At 37.9% G+C, this 21,173-nt stretch carries 17 protein-coding genes; 1 reads left to right on the forward strand and 16 read right to left on the reverse strand.

Annotated features, from left to right (window positions below; translation table 11 throughout):
• Positions 1 to 116: 116 nt before the first annotated feature.
• The 13 genes from V7149_RS01160 to citZ form a co-directional block, all read right to left on the reverse strand.
• Positions 117 to 1,148, reverse strand: a complete 1,032-nt coding sequence (locus V7149_RS01160; RefSeq protein WP_335343847.1) for a glyceraldehyde-3-phosphate dehydrogenase — start codon at positions 1,146 to 1,148, stop codon at positions 117 to 119.
• Positions 1,149 to 1,325: 177 nt separating this feature from the next.
• Positions 1,326 to 1,925 carry a dephospho-CoA kinase gene (gene coaE / locus V7149_RS01165; protein WP_335343848.1) on the reverse strand — a complete coding sequence of 200 codons (600 nt, stop codon included), beginning with the start codon at positions 1,923 to 1,925 and terminating at the stop codon, positions 1,326 to 1,328.
• A gap of 19 nt (positions 1,926 to 1,944) precedes the next feature.
• Positions 1,945 to 2,580, reverse strand: coding sequence for a sporulation membrane protein YtaF (ytaF, locus tag V7149_RS01170; protein ID WP_335343849.1), 636 nt, complete (start codon positions 2,578 to 2,580; stop codon positions 1,945 to 1,947).
• 150 nt (positions 2,581 to 2,730) lie between these two features.
• Positions 2,731 to 3,558: a DNA-formamidopyrimidine glycosylase gene (gene mutM, locus V7149_RS01175; RefSeq protein ID WP_335343850.1), complete on the reverse strand. Its 828-nt coding sequence runs from the start codon at positions 3,556 to 3,558 to the stop codon at positions 2,731 to 2,733.
• A 167-nt stretch (positions 3,559 to 3,725) separates the two neighbouring features.
• Positions 3,726 to 6,356, reverse strand: coding sequence for a DNA polymerase I (polA, locus tag V7149_RS01180; protein WP_335343851.1), 2,631 nt, complete (start codon positions 6,354 to 6,356; stop codon positions 3,726 to 3,728).
• 300 nt (positions 6,357 to 6,656) lie between these two features.
• Positions 6,657 to 7,592 (reverse strand): protease modulator HflC, encoded by a 936-nt coding sequence (gene hflC, locus V7149_RS01185; protein ID WP_335343852.1) that lies wholly within the window; start codon positions 7,590 to 7,592, stop codon positions 6,657 to 6,659.
• On the reverse strand, positions 7,589 to 8,554 hold the full coding sequence (gene hflK, locus V7149_RS01190) for an FtsH protease activity modulator HflK (RefSeq protein ID WP_335343853.1): 966 nt from the start codon (positions 8,552 to 8,554) through the stop codon (positions 7,589 to 7,591). Before hflK ends, hflC begins: the two co-directional genes overlap by 4 nt.
• Positions 8,555 to 8,772: 218 nt before the next feature.
• Positions 8,773 to 10,548 carry a two-component system histidine kinase PnpS gene (gene pnpS / locus V7149_RS01195; RefSeq protein ID WP_335343854.1) on the reverse strand — a complete coding sequence of 592 codons (1,776 nt, stop codon included), beginning with the start codon at positions 10,546 to 10,548 and terminating at the stop codon, positions 8,773 to 8,775.
• Between the two features lie 2 nt (positions 10,549 to 10,550).
• Positions 10,551 to 11,261: a response regulator transcription factor gene (locus V7149_RS01200; RefSeq protein ID WP_335343855.1), complete on the reverse strand. Its 711-nt coding sequence runs from the start codon at positions 11,259 to 11,261 to the stop codon at positions 10,551 to 10,553.
• Between the two features lie 172 nt (positions 11,262 to 11,433).
• Positions 11,434 to 11,910: a MaoC/PaaZ C-terminal domain-containing protein gene (locus tag V7149_RS01205; protein WP_335343856.1), complete on the reverse strand. Its 477-nt coding sequence runs from the start codon at positions 11,908 to 11,910 to the stop codon at positions 11,434 to 11,436.
• Between the two features lie 181 nt (positions 11,911 to 12,091).
• Entirely contained in the window at positions 12,092 to 13,030 is a 939-nt protein-coding gene (gene mdh / locus V7149_RS01210; protein WP_335343857.1) for a malate dehydrogenase, read from the reverse strand.
• Positions 13,031 to 13,150: 120 nt separating this feature from the next.
• Positions 13,151 to 14,422 carry an NADP-dependent isocitrate dehydrogenase gene (icd, locus tag V7149_RS01215; protein WP_335343868.1) on the reverse strand — a complete coding sequence of 424 codons (1,272 nt, stop codon included), beginning with the start codon at positions 14,420 to 14,422 and terminating at the stop codon, positions 13,151 to 13,153.
• Between the two features lie 194 nt (positions 14,423 to 14,616).
• Positions 14,617 to 15,735, reverse strand: a complete 1,119-nt coding sequence (citZ, locus tag V7149_RS01220; protein WP_335343858.1) for a citrate synthase — start codon at positions 15,733 to 15,735, stop codon at positions 14,617 to 14,619.
• 859 nt (positions 15,736 to 16,594) lie between these two features.
• Here citZ and ytvI point away from each other — a divergent pair.
• On the forward strand, positions 16,595 to 17,713 hold the full coding sequence (ytvI, locus tag V7149_RS01225; RefSeq protein ID WP_335343859.1) for a sporulation integral membrane protein YtvI: 1,119 nt from the start codon (positions 16,595 to 16,597) through the stop codon (positions 17,711 to 17,713).
• 53 nt (positions 17,714 to 17,766) lie between these two features.
• Here ytvI and V7149_RS01230 read toward each other — a convergent pair whose 3' ends face one another.
• From V7149_RS01230 to pfkA, 3 genes are read right to left on the reverse strand one after another with little or no spacing between them, the layout of a single operon-like run.
• Complete coding sequence (locus tag V7149_RS01230; RefSeq protein ID WP_335343860.1) at positions 17,767 to 18,153, reverse strand: FxsA family protein; 387 nt, start codon at positions 18,151 to 18,153, stop codon at positions 17,767 to 17,769.
• A 12-nt stretch (positions 18,154 to 18,165) separates the two neighbouring features.
• Positions 18,166 to 19,926 carry a pyruvate kinase gene (gene pyk / locus V7149_RS01235; RefSeq protein ID WP_335343861.1) on the reverse strand — a complete coding sequence of 587 codons (1,761 nt, stop codon included), beginning with the start codon at positions 19,924 to 19,926 and terminating at the stop codon, positions 18,166 to 18,168.
• Positions 19,927 to 19,942: 16 nt separating this feature from the next.
• The gene (gene pfkA, locus V7149_RS01240) at positions 19,943 to 20,902 is read right to left on the reverse strand and encodes a 6-phosphofructokinase (RefSeq protein WP_335343862.1); all 960 of its coding nucleotides are present in this window, start codon (positions 20,900 to 20,902) and stop codon (positions 19,943 to 19,945) included.
• Positions 20,903 to 21,173 lie beyond the last annotated feature (271 nt).

Genomic DNA, 21,173 nt, shown 5'->3' on the forward strand with positions numbered 1-21,173 from the left:
CTATCGCTTTTACTCGTGCGATGATTCTGCTGCCGAAGTGTTCCTTGTGGAGCTAGACAAAAAAAATTAAGCATGCCAATTTTGGCATGCCTAATAGCGCTGCAAGGCGCATTTCATTAACCAACATTTACTGCAGAAGGTTTAAGAAGCTCCTGTGCAACATATTTTGTTAAATCGACAACTCTGCAAGAGTAGCCCCATTCATTGTCATACCATGCTAAAACCTTTACTTTATTCGTTCCAATGACCATTGTGGATAACCCATCAATGATAGCAGAATGCGGATTTGTGTTAAAGTCGATTGAAACTAATGGCTCATCAGTAATATCTAAAATACCGCTAAGAGCGCCTTCGGAAGCTTGTTCAAATGCTGCATTGACCTGATCAACAGTTACATCGGACTTAAGATCCACTACAAGGTCAACTAGAGAAACGTTTGGTGTTGGAACACGTAAAGCCATTCCATGAAGCTTGCCTTTTAAATGAGGAAGCACTAATGTTAACGCTTTAGCTGCACCTGTTGATGTTGGAATAATAGATTGTGCACAAGCACGGGCACGGCGTAAATCCTTATGTGGATTGTCTATATTGTTCTGGTCGTTCGTATAAGCATGAACCGTAGTCATTAGTCCATTTTCAATGCCAAATTGTTCGTCAAGTACTTTCGCAACCGGCGCTAAGCAGTTAGTTGTACAAGAAGCATTTGAAATAATATCATGCTCTGCAATGTTTAAAGCTTCTTCGTTCACACCCATTACAATTGTAACGTCTTCATTTTTTCCTGGAGCTGTTAAAATAACCTTCTTAGCACCAGCTTCTAAATGAAGTGCTGCTTTATCACGAGAGTTAAATTTACCAGTTGCTTCAATGACAATATCAATATTTAATTCTTTCCAAGGAAGCTCCTGCGGGTTACGGTTGCTTAATAATTGTACACGCTTACCATTTACAATAAGAGCACCGTCTTCCGGAATAACTTCCCCTTCAAATCGGCCATGATTTGTGTCATACTTAATTAAGTGTGCCAATGTTTCAGCTGGATAGCTTGCATTTACTGCAACCACATCAAGTTTATCATCAAGAATGGCTTTTCTAAATACCATTCGTCCAATTCTTCCAAAACCGTTAATTGCAATTTTCGCTTTCATTTTACGGCCCCTTCCGCATAAGTGTTATACTTTATATCGTATTCATATGTAATTAGTATAACATATTAGTAGACGTTTGTAATGATTAAAGTGTGGAAAATAAATGTTTTATAATTCTGATTAATCAACCTATTGCTCTTTATTAACAATTGCAAACAAAAAGAGCCCTTAAGGCTCCTACATAGCATTCCATTTTTTCAATATTTCTATAAGCTGCTGCTCTGTTTCCGCTATAGTACCATTATTATTTATAACTTCATCAGCAAGCTGAACCTTATCCTTAAGCGGCATTTGTGAGTTAATTCTTGCCATCGCCTCTTCTTTAGTGAGATGATTACGATTCATTAACCGTTCTAATTGAACATCTTCATCCACAAATACTAAAATGGTTTTGTCAACCATAGAGGTCAGCTTGCTTTCGAATAATAACGGAATGTCGAGAATTACTAGTTTTTCACCGTCTGCAATGGCATTGTCTTTCTTCAACAACATTCTTTTTCTAACTGCAGGATGAACAATACTGTTAAGTTTCTGGCGCTGCTGTTCATCATGAAAAATGATAGATCCTAGTTTTCCTCTGTCAATCGACCCGTCTTCAAGCAGGACTTGATCCCCAAAATGGGCAATGATCTCATTATAGGCTTCTTCTCCTTTTTCGACAGCTAAGCGTGCTTCTACATCTGCATCAATGACTAATGCTCCTTTTTCAATTAAGATGGAGGAAACTGTGCTCTTTCCACTTGCGATTCCTCCAGTCAGGCCGACAACTATAGACATCTCATTTCCCTTTCTTACGTTATATTTTCCAAATCCCAATTAGTATTAATAGTATCCCCGGTATAAAGGAAAATTTCTGTACCCAATCACTTTTGGAGAAAACGGACCCCACTTTTAGGCCCATATATACAAACAGTGAACTCATGACAGCCACTGTCAGAGCTAAATAATATGGGGAAAACCCCAGCATAGCTGCGCCAATCCCAGCACCGAATGCATCAAGGGATAGCGCAAGTCCAAGCATTAATGCTTCAATCCCTGTTATAGTGCCCGATTTATCAAAATCCGCAGACATTGGCTTTTGCAAAATTTGTATAACAACACCAAGCGATTTAATTTCAAAATTGACAATCGTTTTTTCATGGGGAAGTGCATCCTTGGACTTTCCTGAACGGAAAAATTGAATAAGCACCCACACTCCAAGGCAAATAAGAATGATTCCCCCAACACTTTCCGCGAAAGCAGGTGAAAAAAAGCCAATAATGAAGCGACCGATTGTCATGGCAATCACTAATGCGATTGCTGAACAGCAAGCGATGATTCCAATTGATTTCAATGGGATGCTCATTTTTCGTAATCCATAAGTTAATCCTACACTAAAGCTATCTAGACTAACAGCAAATGCTAGTAAAAAAAGTGATATTGTATGCATCATTTGGATAGGACTCCTCCCTCGTATCAACACGTAACCTGTTGCTACCTGTCAAACGCTAAGATAGTATATGGGAGAAGCCTATCCATTGTTATTGAAAAACTTTTTAAGCACTTGAGAACGAAAAACTCGCCTGAAATGGCGAGTTTAACATTATTTTTTTTGGCATGAAGGACAGAATACAGTTCCACGTCCGCCGGAAATAATTCTTTCAAGCTGACTGCCGCAAACTTTACAGTCTTCCCCTTTCCTGCCATAAACTAAAAGCTCGAGCTGAAACATACCAATTTGACCTTGGGAGTTAATGTACGAACGGATCGTACTTCCCCCTTTGTCAACAGCTTCAGACAATGTAGCTATTATTTCTTTATGAAGTCTTGTTAATTCAGAATTGGTTATAGTGTCAGCATGTCTCTCCGGATGGATCTGCGCCCGGAATAGTGCTTCATCAACATAAATATTACCGAGACCAACCACCACCTTTTGATCTAGGAGAACAGCTTTAATATTCCTTTTCGTCTTTGAAAGTTTCTCAGCTAATTCTTCCTTTGTAAAACCATCAGAAAAAGGTTCTGGACCTAATTGAGAAAGAGGAAGACGATTAAATTCTTCACCTTTTAAATATAGATGCATCGTACCAAATTTCCGTACATCCTTATAGCGAAGTTCTGTACCATCTGTGAAATGGAAAATAACATGAGTATGCTTATCCACTTCATCAGTCTGCTGAAAAAGCCCATATTTTCCTTCCATTCGCAAATGGGAAATGAGCGCAAAATCCTGAGTATAAAGAATAAGAAATTTTCCTCTTCTGCCGGTACCGGTAAACTTCTGCCCAACTAATGCATCTTTAAATTGCGATACTTCCTCAGGATGCTTTACAATTTTCGGCCAGAAAACTGAAACATGGTCAATCGTCTTGTTCATAATTAATTCATCCAACGTACGGCGGATCGTTTCCACCTCTGGCAATTCAGGCATCGAACCACCTCCTATTGTCTAGTTCCAGCACTTCCGCTTTTCTATTTGTCTAGCTCCAGCGCCTACCCCCTCGAGGTCACAAGCCAATCCTTCCAGAAAGGTAAAGAACACCTTTCCGAAAGGCTCGTCTTGTGCTTGTCGGTGGTGAACAAGGCACTTCCGCTTTTCTATTTCGCGTCAAACCATGTAGGCCCATAGGCGTAATCAACCTTTAATGGAACTTTTAATTGAATGGCATTTTCCATTACATCAGGGACGACTTTCTTTAACTGTTCAATTTCATCCTCTGGTGCTTCAAAGATTAATTCATCGTGAACCTGAAGCAAGAGCCGTGAATTCAGTTTTTCTTGTTTTAAACGATTGGCCATATCAATCATTGCCTTCTTAATAATGTCGGCAGCACTTCCTTGTATCGGTGTGTTCATCGCAGTGCGTTCTGCAAAGCTTCGGAGGTTAAAATTTCGGTTCGTAATTTCTGGCAAGTATCTCCTGCGATGCAGCAGAGTGGATACATAGCCTTTTTGTTTAGCATCATAAACAATATCTTCCATATATTGCTTAACACCTGGATAGCTCTCTAAATATCGATTAATGAATTGACCTGCTTCTTTTCGTGTAATTCCTAGACTTTGAGAGAGCCCATAATCACTAATGCCGTACACAATTCCAAAGTTAACTGCTTTTGCATGGCGGCGCATATTCGAAGTAACTTCATCTTCAGTTACATGAAAGACCTCCATTGCGGTCTTTGTATGAATATCCATATCTTGATTAAATGCATCAATCAGCTTCTCATCACCAGCAATATGAGCAAGTACTCTTAGCTCGATCTGCGAATAATCAGCAGCAAAGATCAGCCAGTTCTTTTCAGAAGGAATAAATGCTTGGCGAATTCTTCTCCCTTCCTCCAGTCGAATAGGGATATTCTGAAGATTAGGATCTGTTGAACTTAATCTTCCAGTTTGAGTAAGAGCCTGATTGAACCTTGTGTGAACCTTCTCATTTTCTTTATTCACAATTTTTAATAAGCCCTCAATATACGTAGACTGAAGCTTTGCAAGCTGGCGATAAAGGAGTATTTCCTTAATAATATCATGATCCTGCTCAAGCTTTTCAAGGACATCAGCAGAAGTTGAGTAACCTGTTTTTGTCTTTTTAAAGACAGGAAGACCTAATTTATCAAATAAAATAACTCCCAGCTGTTTAGGGGAATTAATATTAAATTTTTCTCCGGCTAATTCATGAATACGCCCTTCAATATCAACTAGCTTTGATAAAATCTCATCGCCCATTGCCTGTAAACGCTCAAGATCCATTTTAATCCCTGTCGATTCCATATCAGCTAAAATAAGAGAAAGCGGCAATTCTAGGTCATAGAATAATCCATCCTGCTGATTTTCTTTAAGCTCCTGATCCAGCTTATCGTTCAAAGATAGTAGGGCATCAGCCTTTCTAGATAGATGCTCCGCAAGCTTCCGCTCCTCAGGGATGATTCGCTTTGCACCTTTCCCATAAAAAGCATCATCTGATTGAATGGATGTATATCCATGTGTTTTTGCAACAGAACTCACATCTTCAATCGTTTCAGATGGATTGATTAAGTAGGCAGCAATAAGTAAGTCAAATGTAATCCCTGATAAATGGATTCCATGATGACGCAGGGAAACTTCAGATCTTTTTCCATCGTAGACGATTTTCTCTTTACTTTTGTCCTCAGCCCATTGTTTAAAAATCGGAGATGCGATAGCCTTCTCAGCTGAAATAAAGAATATTCCTTTTTCATTTCCTACCGAAAATCCAATAATATCAGCATAATGGTAATTATCTTCTAATATTTCTACATAAAAAGAATTTATGTCAGAAAAAATTTCCTCTGTTACCTCTTCAACGATCGTAAACTCTATTTCCTCTAAATCTTCTTCTTCAACACCGTCAAAGTCACCGAGCTTGTCTAATAAAGAGTTAAAGCCAAGCTCTTTATAGATTCTGATAACCTCGTCTTTTTCAAATCCTTCATATTCAATTTCATTTAGCTGTACGTCTACCGGGGCTTCTCTTGTAATCGTAGCGAGCTCTTTACTCATTATTGCCTGGTCTTTAAATTCCTCCAGCTTTTCCTGCAGTTTTTTCCCGCTTACTTTATCGATTGATTCTAGAAGGTTTTCCAATGTTCCATGCTCTTTTAATAATTTCAAAGCTGTTTTTTCCCCAACTCCCGGAACTCCAGGAATATTATCGGAGCTATCTCCCATTAATCCTTTCATATCGATAATTCTTTCTGGTGTGATTCCATACTTATCAGCAATATGAGCAGGGGTGTATTCCTCTATGTCAGTAATTCCTTTTCGGGTAATGGCTACTGTTGTTTTCTCTGAGCTTAGCTGGGTTAAGTCTTTGTCTCCTGAAATCACCTTTACTTCAAAGTCATCCTTCTCTGCCTGAAGTGAAAGTGTTCCGATAATATCATCTGCTTCAAAGTTCTCCAGTTCATATCTTGGAATCTGATAGGCATCCAGCAGCTCTCGAATGAACGGAAATTGCTCTGATAATTCGGGTGGCGTCTTTTGTCTTCCGCCCTTATATTCACTAAACGTCTTATGACGAAAGGTTGTTTTTCCTGCATCAAATGCAACAAGAATATGGGTTGGTTTTTCATCCTCCAGAATTTTTGATAACATCATCGTAAAGCCATAAACTGCATTTGTATGTATGCCTTTATCATTATTCAGCAGCGGCAAAGCAAAAAAAGCCCGATAAGCAATGCTATTTCCATCAATCAACACTAATTTTTTCTTCAAGTATATTCCACCTCTTTTTCACCATTAACATAGCATTCCATTAAAAAACCGTTATTTCCTTTCTTCATTTTACCATGAGCAAACGAAGAAAGAAAAATAACGGTTCTTAATCAATTTCGGCTCGGCGAAATTGCGCCCAGATTTTTATCGAGCTGGCTCGATAATTTCCCCTAAAAATCTGAGGCATCCGCCGGAGGCTTAACTTCATTCAGCCGGGGTTTGAATCCCCACTGAAATAGATACCTTTTTTCATTCTTCTCCAATTTATAGAAGTGGTAGATGAATGCTGAAAGAAGTTAATTAATTCGTGTAGCCCATTAATAGTCGGGCGTATGGTGAATCTGACGGCAGAACGATAACCGTTTCGCCATTAATAGTCTTTTTATAGGATTCTAATGTTCTGTATAAGGAGTAGAAGCTAGGATCCTTTGAAAATGCCTCATTATAAATTTTCGCAGCTCCTGATTCCCCATCAGCTCTAATTTCCTCTGCATCCGCCTGTGCTTTTGCCAATAGCTCTCTTACTTGTTTATCCGTATCGGCAATAATCCGATTTTTATTGGCATCCCCTTTAGATAAGTATTCCTGTGCTGTTGATTCACGTTCAGATATCATTCTCGTATATACAGACTGTTCGTTTTCAGCCGGTAGATCGGTACGTTTCATTCGCACATCTGTGACGACAATACCGTAATTATCCTTTGCCAGAAGCTCGTTTACCTTTTCCGTAATTCGATCATTTAATGACCCACGGGAGGATTTCTCATCATTAATAATCTCTTCGTAGTTTAGCTGCCCAAGCTCTGTACGTGTAGTGGAATAAATAAATTCCTCCATTCTTGTTTCAGCACTTTCAAGCGTTCTCGCATTGGCAATCATCTTCTTCGGATCTTCAATTCGCCAAACAGCATAGTTATCTATAATAATCCGCTTTTTATCTTTTGTATTAATTTCAGCTTCTGATACATCATACGTTAGCTGATATTTTGGCAGCGTAGAAACACTTTGGATAAATGGAATTTTATAGCTTAAGCCAGGCTCACTTTCAATTCTGACAACTTCACCAAATTGGCGAATCACTTTATACTCTCCCTCTTTTACAATAAAGAGGTTGCTGAGAATGATTCCAATTATAATTAGCAGAATTACTAAGAAAATACCACTTTTAATATAGTTTCGCCATTGGGTGTTTTTTCCGCCGCGCTCATTAATATTAATTACATTATTATCACTCATTGTTTATTTTCACTTCCTTCCTCTGTTTGTACAGGCTGTTCTTTCTCAAGAGGCCTGATTGGGAAGTATTTCAATGTGTTTCCATCATCGTTCATAATATAAATTTCTGCATCTGGAAGAACCTGTTCAAGTGTTTCAATAACAAGTCGTTCTCTAGTAATGTCTGGATTATTCTTATATTCTGCGTAAATTTTATTGAAAACAGCTACATCCCCTCTTGCTCTTTCAAGTCGTGCTGCTTTTTCCCCTTCAGCTTTATAGATTAGTGCATCCTTCTCACCTTGTGCTTCATTCATTCTTTTATTTACATACTTTTTTGCTTCGTTTTCTTTAGTATTGGCAGTTTCTCTGGCATCCGTCACATTTGTAAATGCCTTCCGAACTTCATCATTCGGAAGCTCTACATCTTGAAGCTTTACAGCCAAAATGGATAAACCAATATCATATTTTTCAATTAAAGAGCTTAATAAATCCCTTACATCGGCTTCAATTTTTGCCTTCCCAGATGTTAAAGCATCATCAATTTTGGAGTTTCCAATAATACTTCTTAAAGAAGCCGAGGTAGCATCATATAGAATTTCTTCGGGATTACTAGAATTGTATAGGAATTTTTCTGGATCGGTAATTTTCCACTGCACTACAAGATCAGCGAGGACGATGTTTTCATCCCCTGTAATCATTTTTGTCTCTTCTGGAAAGTCCTTCATTTGGCCGTCTTTTTCTTCAAATCCAAATTGAAGACTGAATGTTTCTTTTGAAACTTTCTCTACGCTTTGAATTGGCCATGGCAATTTGAAATGGAGACCTGGTTCTGTAATTCCTTCCTCAACCTTTCCAAAAGTTAAAATCACAGCCTGATCAGATTCATCCACCGTATACCAAGTAGTCAAGGCGGTGATGCCCAAAATAATAATTAGCAGTACAAGGCCAGTTACTGTATATATTCTTTTTAAGCTGACCATACTCTCTCCCCTTCCTGTTACAGGTTCTTTACAATTAATACGTTTCATTAGCCTAAAGGTTTCATAAAATTGCAAAAAAGACGAAAGCGGGGTTTGCTTTCGTCTTTTTCATTTTCCTTTGGATGAAGGGGTTCTTCATACATGATTCTATCAAGCAATTATTAAGCTAACATTTGCTAATTGTTAAGAACATGTAAAATAACCATTCACTTCATCCATCAGTAGCCTTTAGGAAGATTTTTATTCAGTTCAATAAAAAAGGTTGTCCCTTCCCCTATCTTACTTTCAACCGAAACATTTCCTTTATGCGCTTCGACTAAATGCTTGACGATAGCTAACCCTAAGCCTGTTCCGCCGGAATTTCGGCTACGGGCTTTATCTACACGATAGAATCGCTCAAATATTCGAGGGATTTCTTCCTTCGAAATTCCGATACCTGTGTCCGCTACTTTAATGAAAACCTTCGATTGAGATTCTTTTAATGATATTGAAACACTTCCGCCATTTGGCGTATAAGTAACAGCATTATTGATTAAATTCAAGAAAATTTGTTTGAGCCGGTCTGCATCACCCTCGATGAGGATTGGATCATTTTCTTTCTCGATCATTAAGCTAATTTCTCTTTCTGCAGCTTTTTGGTCTAAAATCGCTATTACTTCTTCAAGAGTATCTGCAATATTGTATGACTGAATAGACAGATTAAAATTTTGCTGCTCAATCTTCGATAAATCTAATAAATCGTGAACAAGAGACTGTAGTCGGTCGCTCTCCTGCAGAATAATTTTCAAAAACGCTTCTAAAGATTGTTTATCCTCCATTGCTCCATCTAAAAGTGTTTCCGAAAAACCTTTAATCGATGTAATGGGTGTTTTCAATTCATGTGAAACATTTGCAACAAAGTCCTTCCTCACTTGCTCAAGCTTCTTAATATCTGTAATATCATGAAAAACTAAAAGGACACCCTTCCACACATCATTCGTTCCGATAATTGGCACTCCATAAACCTCAAAATGCCTCCGTCCACTTCCTAATGGAATAATAATTTGCTTCTTTACTTTCTCTTCAGTCATAAATATTTCTTCTATAAGAGAAACAATTTCGCCATACTCTATTACTTCATAATAAAGCTTATTCATATACTCAATGGGATTTACATTAAAAATTTCTTTATATGTACGGTTAAGCATACTGATAAATCCTTTGCTATCAATCAATATCAATCCGCTTCCCATATTTTCTATAAGAGCTGAAAGCCGGTCCTGCTGCATTTCTTGAGTTTTTCTCATATCTTGCAAATTTCTTGCCAGCACATTAATCGATGCACTTAGCATACCGGTTTCGTTATTATGGTCTTCATAAGTACGAGCACGGTAATTCCCCTTCGCTAGCTCAATCGCTGTTTTCGTTGCGGCCTCAATAGGTTTTGTATATCTTGTTGTCATTCTTGATCCTAATAATAATATGACAATAAATGAAATGCTCAGAATGATCGTTAACAGCTTCCATATCTGTTTATAAGCATTATTTATTTCAGTCATATGGGTACTTAGAAAAATATAGCCTTCTTTTTTGCCTGATAGCGAGACTGGATGCCAATAATAATGTAAATCGTACACTCCAGTATCTTTAATTAAGTGATGGCTCATATCCTTATAAGCAATCATTTCATGAATAATCGATTGATGCTTTTGATTACTCAAATAATCCTTTAATGGGTCGCTATCATGAATGATTGCACCAGACATATCAACAACAGTTACTCGTGCATCAAGCATTTTGCTGTAATTATTGATTTCTTCCTTATTAATCGATTGAATACCGCCTTCATCTTCAATAAAGTTCGATAACAATACACTTTCCTTTTTCAGCCGCTCATCAAAAGCATTCAAGTAATAGCTTTTAAAAAGCTGTCCTAATAGGACACCAAGTCCAATTAATACAGCAAATATTAATGTAATTAAACCAAACAGAAGCCGTGAGCGAAATTTGGCCATTCTCATTTAGGCTCCTCAAGCTTATATCCTAATCCGCGAATAGTTTTGATATAAATGGGCTTTTTCGTATCAGCCTCGATCTTTTCTCTTAAATGACTTATATGGACATCCACAATCCGAGTGTCCCCAGCAAAGTCATAGTTCCATACCGCGCTTAATAGCTGATCTCTTGTTAATACACGTCCCTTATTCTTCGCTAAATATAAGAGGAGTTCAAATTCCTTCGGAGTTAATTCAAGTAGCTCATCTTCAAAATAGGCTTCATATTGATCAGGGAAAATCTTTAAGCCTACAATTTGGATATACTCTAATTCATCTGCAGCATCTTCCATAGCCTCTGACAACATCTGCGTCCTTCTCAAAATAGCCTTGACCCTAGCTACAACTTCTCTCGGACTAAAGGGCTTTGTCATATAATCATCTGCCCCTAACTCCAGCCCTAAAACTTTATCAAATTCATCATCCTTAGCAGTCAGCATTAAAATGGGTGTCATGACCTTTTCTTGGCGAAGTTCCTTACATACCTCAATCCCATCCATTTTTGGAAGCATAAGATCAAGTACAATTAAATCAGTCTTTTCTGAGATGGCAAGATTCTTTCCTGTTTCTCCATCCATGGCAGTGATGACTTCATACCCTGCCTGTTTAAGATTGTACTCCAATAAAGTGAGAATGGACTGTTCATCATCAACTACTAATATTTTCTTACCCATGCTAACCTCCGTTTAAATCGGTATTCCCCTTAAATAACGTGATAAAAACCCCTTACCTCATCCTATTACTAATATATACTGACAGCGAAAATGTAACAAGAGTGACAAACATTTCAATATTCTGAGGAAAAGAAAAAGACATACGTCTACCATATGTCTTTTCGAAGAATCATTAGAAATTTTCAAGTGTGTCGCCGTCCATTGCTTGAATACGATGAGGCGGGCATACAAGTAATGTTCCATTAATGACCATTTCATCATCTTCATTTGTGCCTTGTACCTTAATTTGAATGGTATGACTGCTTTTACTAACTTCCGTGACCTCAAAAAGAAACTGGATAGTTCCATAGTGAAAAACAGGTTTAACATAATCAATTTCTTGCTTTAATATATGAGATCCCGGGCCAGGCAAATATTTAGAAATGGCTGAATTTATGATGCCATTCAACATAATGCTTGGAACAATTGGCTTTTTATATGGTGTTTGTGATGCATAGTCATGCTGAATATAAAGTGGGTTAGCGTCATTCGTAAGACCTAAATAGAGGAGTAAATCCTTATCCTCAATTTTTTCTGTTAAGGTTAATTTTTCCCCTACATTTATTTCTGCAATTTTCCTTCCAAGTTTTCGCTTTTTCCCAAGTAACAATTTTGGGCACCTCCATCTTTATGTAAACGTTTCCAACTATTTATCTGATTACTGTTAAATTATTTTGTTTATTAAAACATTATACCACCTTTATCCATCATGATAAAGTTCCAATAGGAGGGCCAAATTTTTAGTTTTTAAAAAATTCGGAGGGCATCCCTCCGAATTTTTCATTGTATGATTATGCCAAAACATCCATCACGCTGCGTACAGCTTCAGCAGACTTATCAAGCGCTGACTTTTCATCTGCAGTAAGCTCAAGCTCGATTACTTTCTCAATTCCGTTAGCTCCAAGGATAGTCGGTACTCCTAGGTAGATTCCTTCATAACCATACTCACCCTCCAGGTAAGCAATTGACGGAAGAACACGACGCTGGTCTTTAAGTATAGCTTCACACATTTCAACAAGAGAAGCTGCAGGTGCATAATAAGCACTGCCATTACCAAGAAGATTAACGATTTCTCCGCCGCCTTTACGAGTACGTTCTACAATCGCATCTAAACGGTCTTGTGGAATTAATGTTTCTAGAGGGATTCCTCCAGCATAAGAATAACGCACTAATGGAACCATATCGTCTCCATGTCCGCCAAGAACAAAACCAGTAATATCTTTAACGGAAAGATTTAACTCTTGTGCAATAAACGTACGGAAACGAGCTGTATCAAGAACACCTGATTGCCCGATTACACGATTTTTAGGGAAACCTGTTTCTTTAAAAATGGTATAAGTCATTGCATCTACAGGGTTTGTTAACACAACTATAAAGCTGTTAGGCGAGTATTTCACAATTTCCTGTGCTACACTCTTCATAATCTTTTGGTTTGTTTGTACTAAATCATCCCTGCTCATTCCTGGCTTACGTGCAATACCAGCTGTTACTACAACGATATCAGTATCAGCTGTTTCTTCATAGTTTGAAGTTCCAGTAATATTTGCATCAAAGCCTTGAACTGGACTTGCTTCAAGCATGTCTAAAGCTTTACCTTTTGTAGGGTTTTCCATTTGTGGAATATCAACTAATACTACATCTCCAAGCTCTTTTTGGGCAAGTAAAAATGCAGTTGTTGCCCCAGTAAATCCACTGCCAATTACGGAAATCTTTTTGCGTTTTAAAGACATTAGAGTTCCTCCCTTGGAATGTTCAGGTATTTTAAATATGTAAAAAGGAGGCTGCAACTAGACGGGACCAAGTGCTTATTAGCCTTTGAACCTTCATGAACAGCCTCCATTATATATATATTACTCCATATTTTTAATTAATTCATCCCCAAATTCAGAACATTTAACTTCTGTTGCACCTTCCATTAAGCGAGCAAAATCGTAAGTAACAACTTTAGATTCAATAGTCTTTTCCATTGATTTTACGATCATATTTGCTGCTTCGTTCCATCCTAAGTGTTCTAACATTAATACACCAGACAGAATAACAGATGAAGGATTCACTTTGTCTAAGCCCGCATACTTGGGAGCAGTTCCGTGTGTTGCTTCGAAGATGGCGTGTCCAGTTACATAGTTAATGTTTGCTCCTGGAGCGATTCCAATGCCCCCAACTTGAGCAGCAAGTGCATCAGAAATATAATCACCATTTAGGTTCATTGTCGCAACTACATCAAATTCTTTTGGTCGTGTAAGGATTTGCTGTAAGAAAATGTCAGCGATAGCATCTTTAACGATAATCTTACCAGCAGCTTCTGCATCTGCCTGAGCTTTGTTAGCAGCTTCAGTGCCTTCAGCATCCTTAATACGATCATATTGAGCCCAAGTGAATACTTTATCCCCGTATTCTCTTTCAGCAAGCTCATAACCCCAGTTTTTAAAGGCACCTTCAGTAAATTTCATAATATTACCTTTATGTACTAGCGTTAATGATTTACGTCCCTCTTTAATAGCATACTCAATTGCAGCACGCACTAAACGGCTCGTTCCTTCTTCAGAAACTGGTTTAATTCCAATTCCAGATGTCTCAGGGAAACGGATTTTATTTACTCCTAGTTCATTTTGAAGGAAGGAAACTAATTTCTTTACTTCATCTGAACCATTTGCGTATTCAATTCCCGCATAGATATCTTCAGTATTTTCACGGAAGATTACCATATCTGTGTCTTGTGGGCGTTTAACAGGTGAAGGAACACCTTCAAACCAGCGAACTGGACGCAAGCATACGAAAAGGTCTAATTCTTGGCGCAGCGCTACGTTTAAGGAACGGATACCTCCGCCAATTGGAGTCGTTAATGGACCTTTAATTGCAATTAAATAATCGTTAATGACATCTAGAGTTTCAGATGGAAGCCATTCGCCTGTTTGATTAAAAGCCTTTTCTCCCGCTAATACTTCTTTCCAGACAATTTTACGCTCGCCATTATATGCTTTCTCCACAGCAGCGTCTAATACTCTTGAAGATGAAGCCCAAATGTCTGGACCTGTTCCATCTCCTTCGATAAAAGGAACTACTGGATTATTTGGTACATTTAATACACCATTACTTACCGTGATTTTTTCACCTTGCATGATTATTCCCTCCATTTTTTGAAAAGCATTGACATATCCCTATGGCAATTCACAATCTAGGGTGTCAAACCTATCTATCAGAATCAAAGGTTAGATGGCTTTGAGCCCCTAACCTTTATCTGCTCTATTTATTACAGAATTTTTCCAATTTGAAAATATTCCTGTATTTCTCACATTATTTTTCTGTCACCCAAAGCTTATCCTCTTTGCTTGATTGGAACATATTTCTGCATGCCGGGACCAGTATAATCTGCACGCGGACGGATTAATCGGTTGTTATCATATTGTTCTAAAATATGAGCCAGCCAGCCTGACACACGGCTTACTGCAAAGATTGGTGTAAATAAATCATGATCAATACCTAAGCTATGGTATACAGAAGCAGAATAGAAATCAACATTTGGCGGAAGATTCTTCTCACCCGTTACGATATTTTCAATTTTTGTAGACATTTCAAACCAATGCGGTTCACCTGTCAGTTCTGTTAATTTCTTAGACATGTCTCTTAAATGCTTAGCACGCGGATCGCCTTTGCGATAAACGCGATGTCCAAAGCCCATAATTTTTTCTTTCTTTTCAAGCTTGCCGCGAACATATGGTTCAACGTTTTCAAGTGTACTAATTTCAGTTAACATTTTCATAACTGCTTCGTTGGCCCCACCGTGTAATGGTCCTTTTAAAGCCCCGATTGCGGCTGTAACACCTGAATAAACATCCGATAATGTCGCCACACAAACACGTGCAGTAAATGTTGAAGCGTTCAACTCGTGGTCTGCATGAAGAACAAGTGCCTTATCAAAAGCTTCAATGGCAATGGCTTCAGGCTCTTTTCCTGATAACATATATAAGAAGTTTGCAGCAAAGCCAAGATCTTTTCTTGGTGCAATTGGGTCAAGACCTTTTCTAATTCTTGAAAATGCTGTAACGATTGCAGGCATTTTTGCTTGCAGACGAATAGCTTTGTTATAATTAGATTCTTTATCCATCAAGTCGGCTTCTTCATCGTATAATCCTAAAAGAGAAACAGCTGTACGTAAAGCAGCCATCGGGTGTACTTGATCAATCGGATACATTTTAAAATGCTCTAATACTTCCTTTGGCAATTCCATATTTTCTGCTAATTGATTTTTTAAATCCTCTAATTGTGATTGATTCGGAAGCTTTCTATGCCAAAGCAAATATATCACTTCTTCAAAGCTTGCATTTTCAGCTAAATCATCAATGTCATATCCTACATATGTTAATGTATCATCAATGATAGAACTAATTGATGATGTTGTAGCAACTACCCCTTCAAGACCGCGTGTAACTGTCATACTGACTCTCTCCTTTACATAATAAGATTTCCCCATACCCTTTTGTCTGTTTATCATGTTCTAAGCTAAATCCTTATGACTTTTTAATCAGGTACATCTGATATATGGGCAACAACTTCACCCTTTTAAGTCGACAAATGTCGAACTACAGACCAGTTAAAATTGATAAAAAGGCAACCTATTAAATCTCTTATTCCTTGATTGGAATTAATCAATATCACATAATCGATTCGAGCGAGTGCTCGGTAAACAACTAGAATGAAAATGCTTACATTTCCATTCTATAATAAATATATAGAAATAATAGTAGAAATATAAATATATTTTTACTTTTATTTCTTAAAGGACTTTGTAAAAGGTTGCATTTTCATGTCCTATTATAAACAATTATCTGACACTTGTGAATGGAAACGCATCGAAAAATAAGAAAAAATTAATATTTTTTTGCAAATCAATAAGTTTTACTTATTAAGCGTTATTAATATTTCTTATATTATAGAAAAAAATGGTATTATTGTTAAATACACCCAATAGATCTAAACCAAAAAATACAAAGTTTCCCATTAATATAAAGTCATTTTTAGTATGGATACGAATAAAAAATACATTCTATTCTTAATATTATTCTAACATAATTTCAGAATTATTAAAAATAAATTACCTTTTATTACAATTTTTCCCTATCAGAAGATTAGTGTGTTTATAAGATGATATCCTATTTTGGAAATGGTAAAATATTCTGCAGAGAAATATCTTTTCCATTAAGTTTTTATTGTTATTTCTTTAAATAATGAAACTTTCTTCTGTAATTTGAGTAAATAATATTAGCTTTTATGCAATGTCATAAGGAGGTACTTGCTTGAACCCAGTATATTTTTATCGAACGTTAAGGTTATTATTCGTTATCGGCTTTGCTCTATTGATTCTTATAGGTTTTTTCTATGTTTCAAAAGTGACATACCCGTTTATTATTGGTTTTGCCATTGCCTTTCTTATTAACCCGCTCGTTAATTTCCTCCAGAATAAATGGCGAATGCCTCGTGCACTAGCGGTGCTAATTAGTATAGTTCTGATTATCGCTCTATTTGCAGGTCTGATCACTCTATTAATAGCAGAGATTGTATCAGGTGCAGATTACTTGGCTAAAGTAGTTCCAGATCATTTGGAAACACTTATTGATTATGTTGAACAATTCTTTGCAGGACAAATTATTCCATTTTACAATCAGATAACAAGTCTTTTTAATAGTCTGGATACCGGGCAGCAAGGTACAATTATGGAAAATATAGAGAATGTCGGAAAGAAGATTGGGTCAACTTTAGGGACATTTATTCAAAACTTCTTTGGCAAAATACCGAATATTTTATCTTGGTTTCCGAATGCAGCAACTGTTTTGATTTTCTCGTTGCTTGGCACATTTTTTATTAGTAAAGATTGGTACCGGCTTTCTGCAATGGCCGGCAAACTGCTTCCAAACCGAGCGAAGACGAGCGGAATAACAGTTTTTGCAGACCTTAAAAAAGCTCTTTTTGGATTTGTGAAAGCCCAAGCAACACTTATCTCCATCTCAACAGTCATCATTTTAATTGGGTTATTAATTTTAAGAGTTGATTATGCAATAACGATTGCACTAATTGCAGGAATTGTTGACATTATCCCTTATTTAGGGACCGGATTAATTTTTGTTCCCTGGATCATTTATGAAGCCGTTGCTGGAGATTTAGGTATGGCTATCGGATTAGGGATTTTATATACAATTGTTCTCGTTCAGCGTCAAATTATGGAGCCAAAAATACTTTCCTCCAACATCGGACTTGATCCTTTAGCTACTTTAATTGCCTTGTTTGTCGGGTTTAAGTTAATTGGATTTTTAGGACTGATTGTCGGCCCTGTTACTCTAGTCATTATTACAACCCTGCATAAAGCTAACGTATTCCATGATTTATGGCTATTTATCAAAGGGAAACCTGAGTCTTAAATACATGCAGAAAAAGGTCATTCCATTGTGGAATGACCTTTCTCTATTTCAGCTTATCTTATAATCGTTATTGTATTTCTGTCTATCCATTTTCGAAACCATTTAATCATGAGCTTTTTGAATATGCTTTTTGTTGGGGGAGCTAATAAGAGTAAACCAGTAATATCACTTAAAAAACCCGGGGTGAGAAGCAATGTTCCACCGATTAACACACATATCCCATCGAGAATCGCGTCTCCTGGCATTCGGCCATAGCTCAGCTGCTCCCTAGCTCGCCTTATCGTTTCAAGCCCCTGTTTCTTAGCTAAATATGCTCCCAATACGCCTGTAAATACAATTAATCCAATTGTTGGCCATACCCCTATAAAATTCCCTGAGAGGAGGAGCATCCCAATCTCTGCAGCGGGAACAACAATGATCAATAATATTAAATATCTCATAGTGTCACCATGTTAGAGAACACTAGCATGCCCGTTATAAATAACACCCCGATTGGAGTCGACTGTAATTTCCTGCCCATCCTTCAATAAAGTTGTTGCATTTTCAACTCCAACGATAACAGGTATGCCAATATTAATTCCAACTACTGCCGCATGACTCGTTAGCCCGCCTTCCTCTGTAATAAGCGCGCTGCACTTCTCGATAGCTGGCACCATTTCTCGATCCGATCCAATTGTTACTAAAATGGCTCCTTCTGTTACTTTAGCATTCGCTTCCTCTGCATTACGGGCAACAACTACTTTTCCAAATGCAGACTTTCGTCCAATTCCTTGAGCCTTTACCAAGATATCCCCTACGACATGTATTTTCATCAAGTTTGTCGTTCCTGCTTCACCTACCGGAACACCCGCTGTTATAACAACTAAATCACCAGAAGACACAATCCCGCTATTTAAGCTTTCTTCTACTGCGGCATCAAGCATGTCATCTGTTGTTGATGCCTTTCTTCCAATTTGCGGATAAACTCCCCAAACGAGTGCAAGACGGCGAGAAACATAATCATTTGATGTAACAGCGACAATCGGTGCTTTAGGACGATACTTAGAAATCATCCTTGCCGTATGACCGCTTTCAGTAGGTGTGATTATGGCATGAACATCAAGGTTAAGTGCCGTATGTGCAACAGATTGACCAATAGCATCGGTTATATTATGTTCATTGTCTTTACTGCGTGAGGAGAGAATTTCTTTATGGGCTAAAGCTGTCTCTGCACGGGAAGCAATATTATGCATCGTTTGCACAGCTTCAAAAGGATATGCGCCTGCAGCTGTTTCTCCAGAAAGCATGATAGCATCAGTACCATCAAAGATGGCATTTGCTACATCACTTGCTTCAGCTCGAGTAGGACGAGGGTTGCGCTGCATGGAGTCAAGCATTTGTGTAGCTGTAATGACAGGTTTTCCTTGTGCATTGCATTTTTTGATTAATTGCTTCTGCACTAAAGGAACCTCTTCCGCAGGTATTTCAACGCCAAGATCTCCTCTAGCAACCATTATTCCATCAGACACCTCAAGAATTTCATCGATTTTATCGACTCCTTCTTGGTTTTCAATTTTAGGTATGATCTGGATATGTGAAGCCTGATTGTCTTCTAATAGCTGTCTAATTTCCAGAACATCAGATGCTCTGCGAACAAATGAAGCTGCGATAAAGTCAATTCCCTGTTCAATTCCAAAAAGGATATCTTGAGCGTCCTTTTCTGTTATACCAGGTAAATTTACAGATACTCCTGGAACATTAACACCCTTCTTATTCTTTAATATTCCGCCATTTAAAATGATCGTATGAATTTCTTTTGAAGCCTTATCAATCTTGTTCACCTCAAGAGCAATCAAACCATCATCAAGTAATATCTTAGAACCTACCTCTATGTCATTAATTAACTCGGCATATGTAACAGAAAACCTCTCCGCTGTCCCTTCTACTTCATTCATAGAAACAATGATTTCATTGCCTGCTTTCAATTCAATGGCATCGTGTCTCATATTATGAGTACGAATTTCAGGACCTTTCGTATCTAAAAGAATAGCAACCGTTTTTTCCGCCCGTCTAGCTGCCTCCCGTATATTTCGGATTCGCTGTCCATGCTCTTCGAAATTTCCATGTGAAAAGTTTAAACGTGCCACATTCATCCCAGCTTCAATTAACTGCATTAATTTTTCAACACTCTCACTGGCTGGTCCAATCGTACATACGATCTTTGTTTTTCGCATGATGTTTCCTCCTCTATTAAATCGAAAGTTCCTTTGATAATCTAAAGATTCCAAGATCCACTACATGCTTAGTATCAAGGACCTTATTAAAATCATGGTCAACAACTAGATTGTTCTCAATTCCAACAGCACGTCCTCCCTTGCCTTCAAGCAAGAGCTCTACCGCATATGCACCAAGGCGACTGGCGAGAACACGGTCAAATGCTGTTGGAGAGCCGCCGCGCTGCATATGTCCTAAGACAGAAACCCGTGTATCAAAATTCGTAGCTTCCTCGAGTTCTTTGGCAAAATCCATTCCCGTTGTCACACCTTCTGCCACGATGATAATACTATGCTTCTTACCCCGTGCATGTCCCTTAATTAGTCTGGCAGCAATTTCATCCATATTATATTTTTCTTCTGGAATAAGAATGGTTTCTGCCCCACCGGCTAATCCCGCCCATAGAGCAATGTCTCCTGCATTTCTTCCCATGACCTCAATAATAAAGGTGCGTTCATGAGAGGTAGCTGTATCTCGTATTTTATCAATTGCGTCAATAACCGTATTAATAGCCGTATCGAAGCCGATGGTATACTGAGTTCCTGCAATATCATTGTCTATCGTTCCCGGAACGCCAATGCATGGAAAACCTTGCTCAGATAGTGCTCTTGCACCATGATAGGACCCATCTCCTCCAATAACGACTAATCCTTCAATCCCATATTTCTTTAACTGTTCCAATCCTCTTTGTTGGCCATCTTTTGTTTTGAATTCCTCACATCGAGCAGAGTATAATATCGTTCCCCCGCGATGGATGATATCTCCAACTGAACCAAGCTCCAGTTTGTTAATATTCCCGCTTATAAGCCCTGAATATCCTCCTAAAACTCCAAAAACCTCTATATCATGATAAATAGCTTTTCTTACTACGGCACGAATTGCCGCGTTCATGCCCGGGGAATCCCCTCCACTCGTAAGCACTCCTATTCTTTTCACACTTCCACCTCAAATTCTTATTATCTAAATAAGATTACTTCCAATACTGTATAAGTGAAATCAAATTCACTTTTTAGAAAGGGAAATACTAGAAATCACAAATTGGCATACATCTAAAATACCATGAAGACATTGGTATCACAACTGAATTAGAAAAGCGGAAGCGCCTTCGGAACAATTAAAGGACGAATTGTTCCTGCGATGTTCATTCGCAGAAGATCTCCTTAGTGTCCACCCCCGACAAGCCCAAGACAAGCCTCCCGGAAAGGTG

Origin of the sequence: Bacillus sp. JJ1503, from assembly GCF_036965125.1 — a bacterium.
Taxonomy (GTDB): domain Bacteria; phylum Bacillota; class Bacilli; order Bacillales; family Cytobacillaceae; genus Cytobacillus.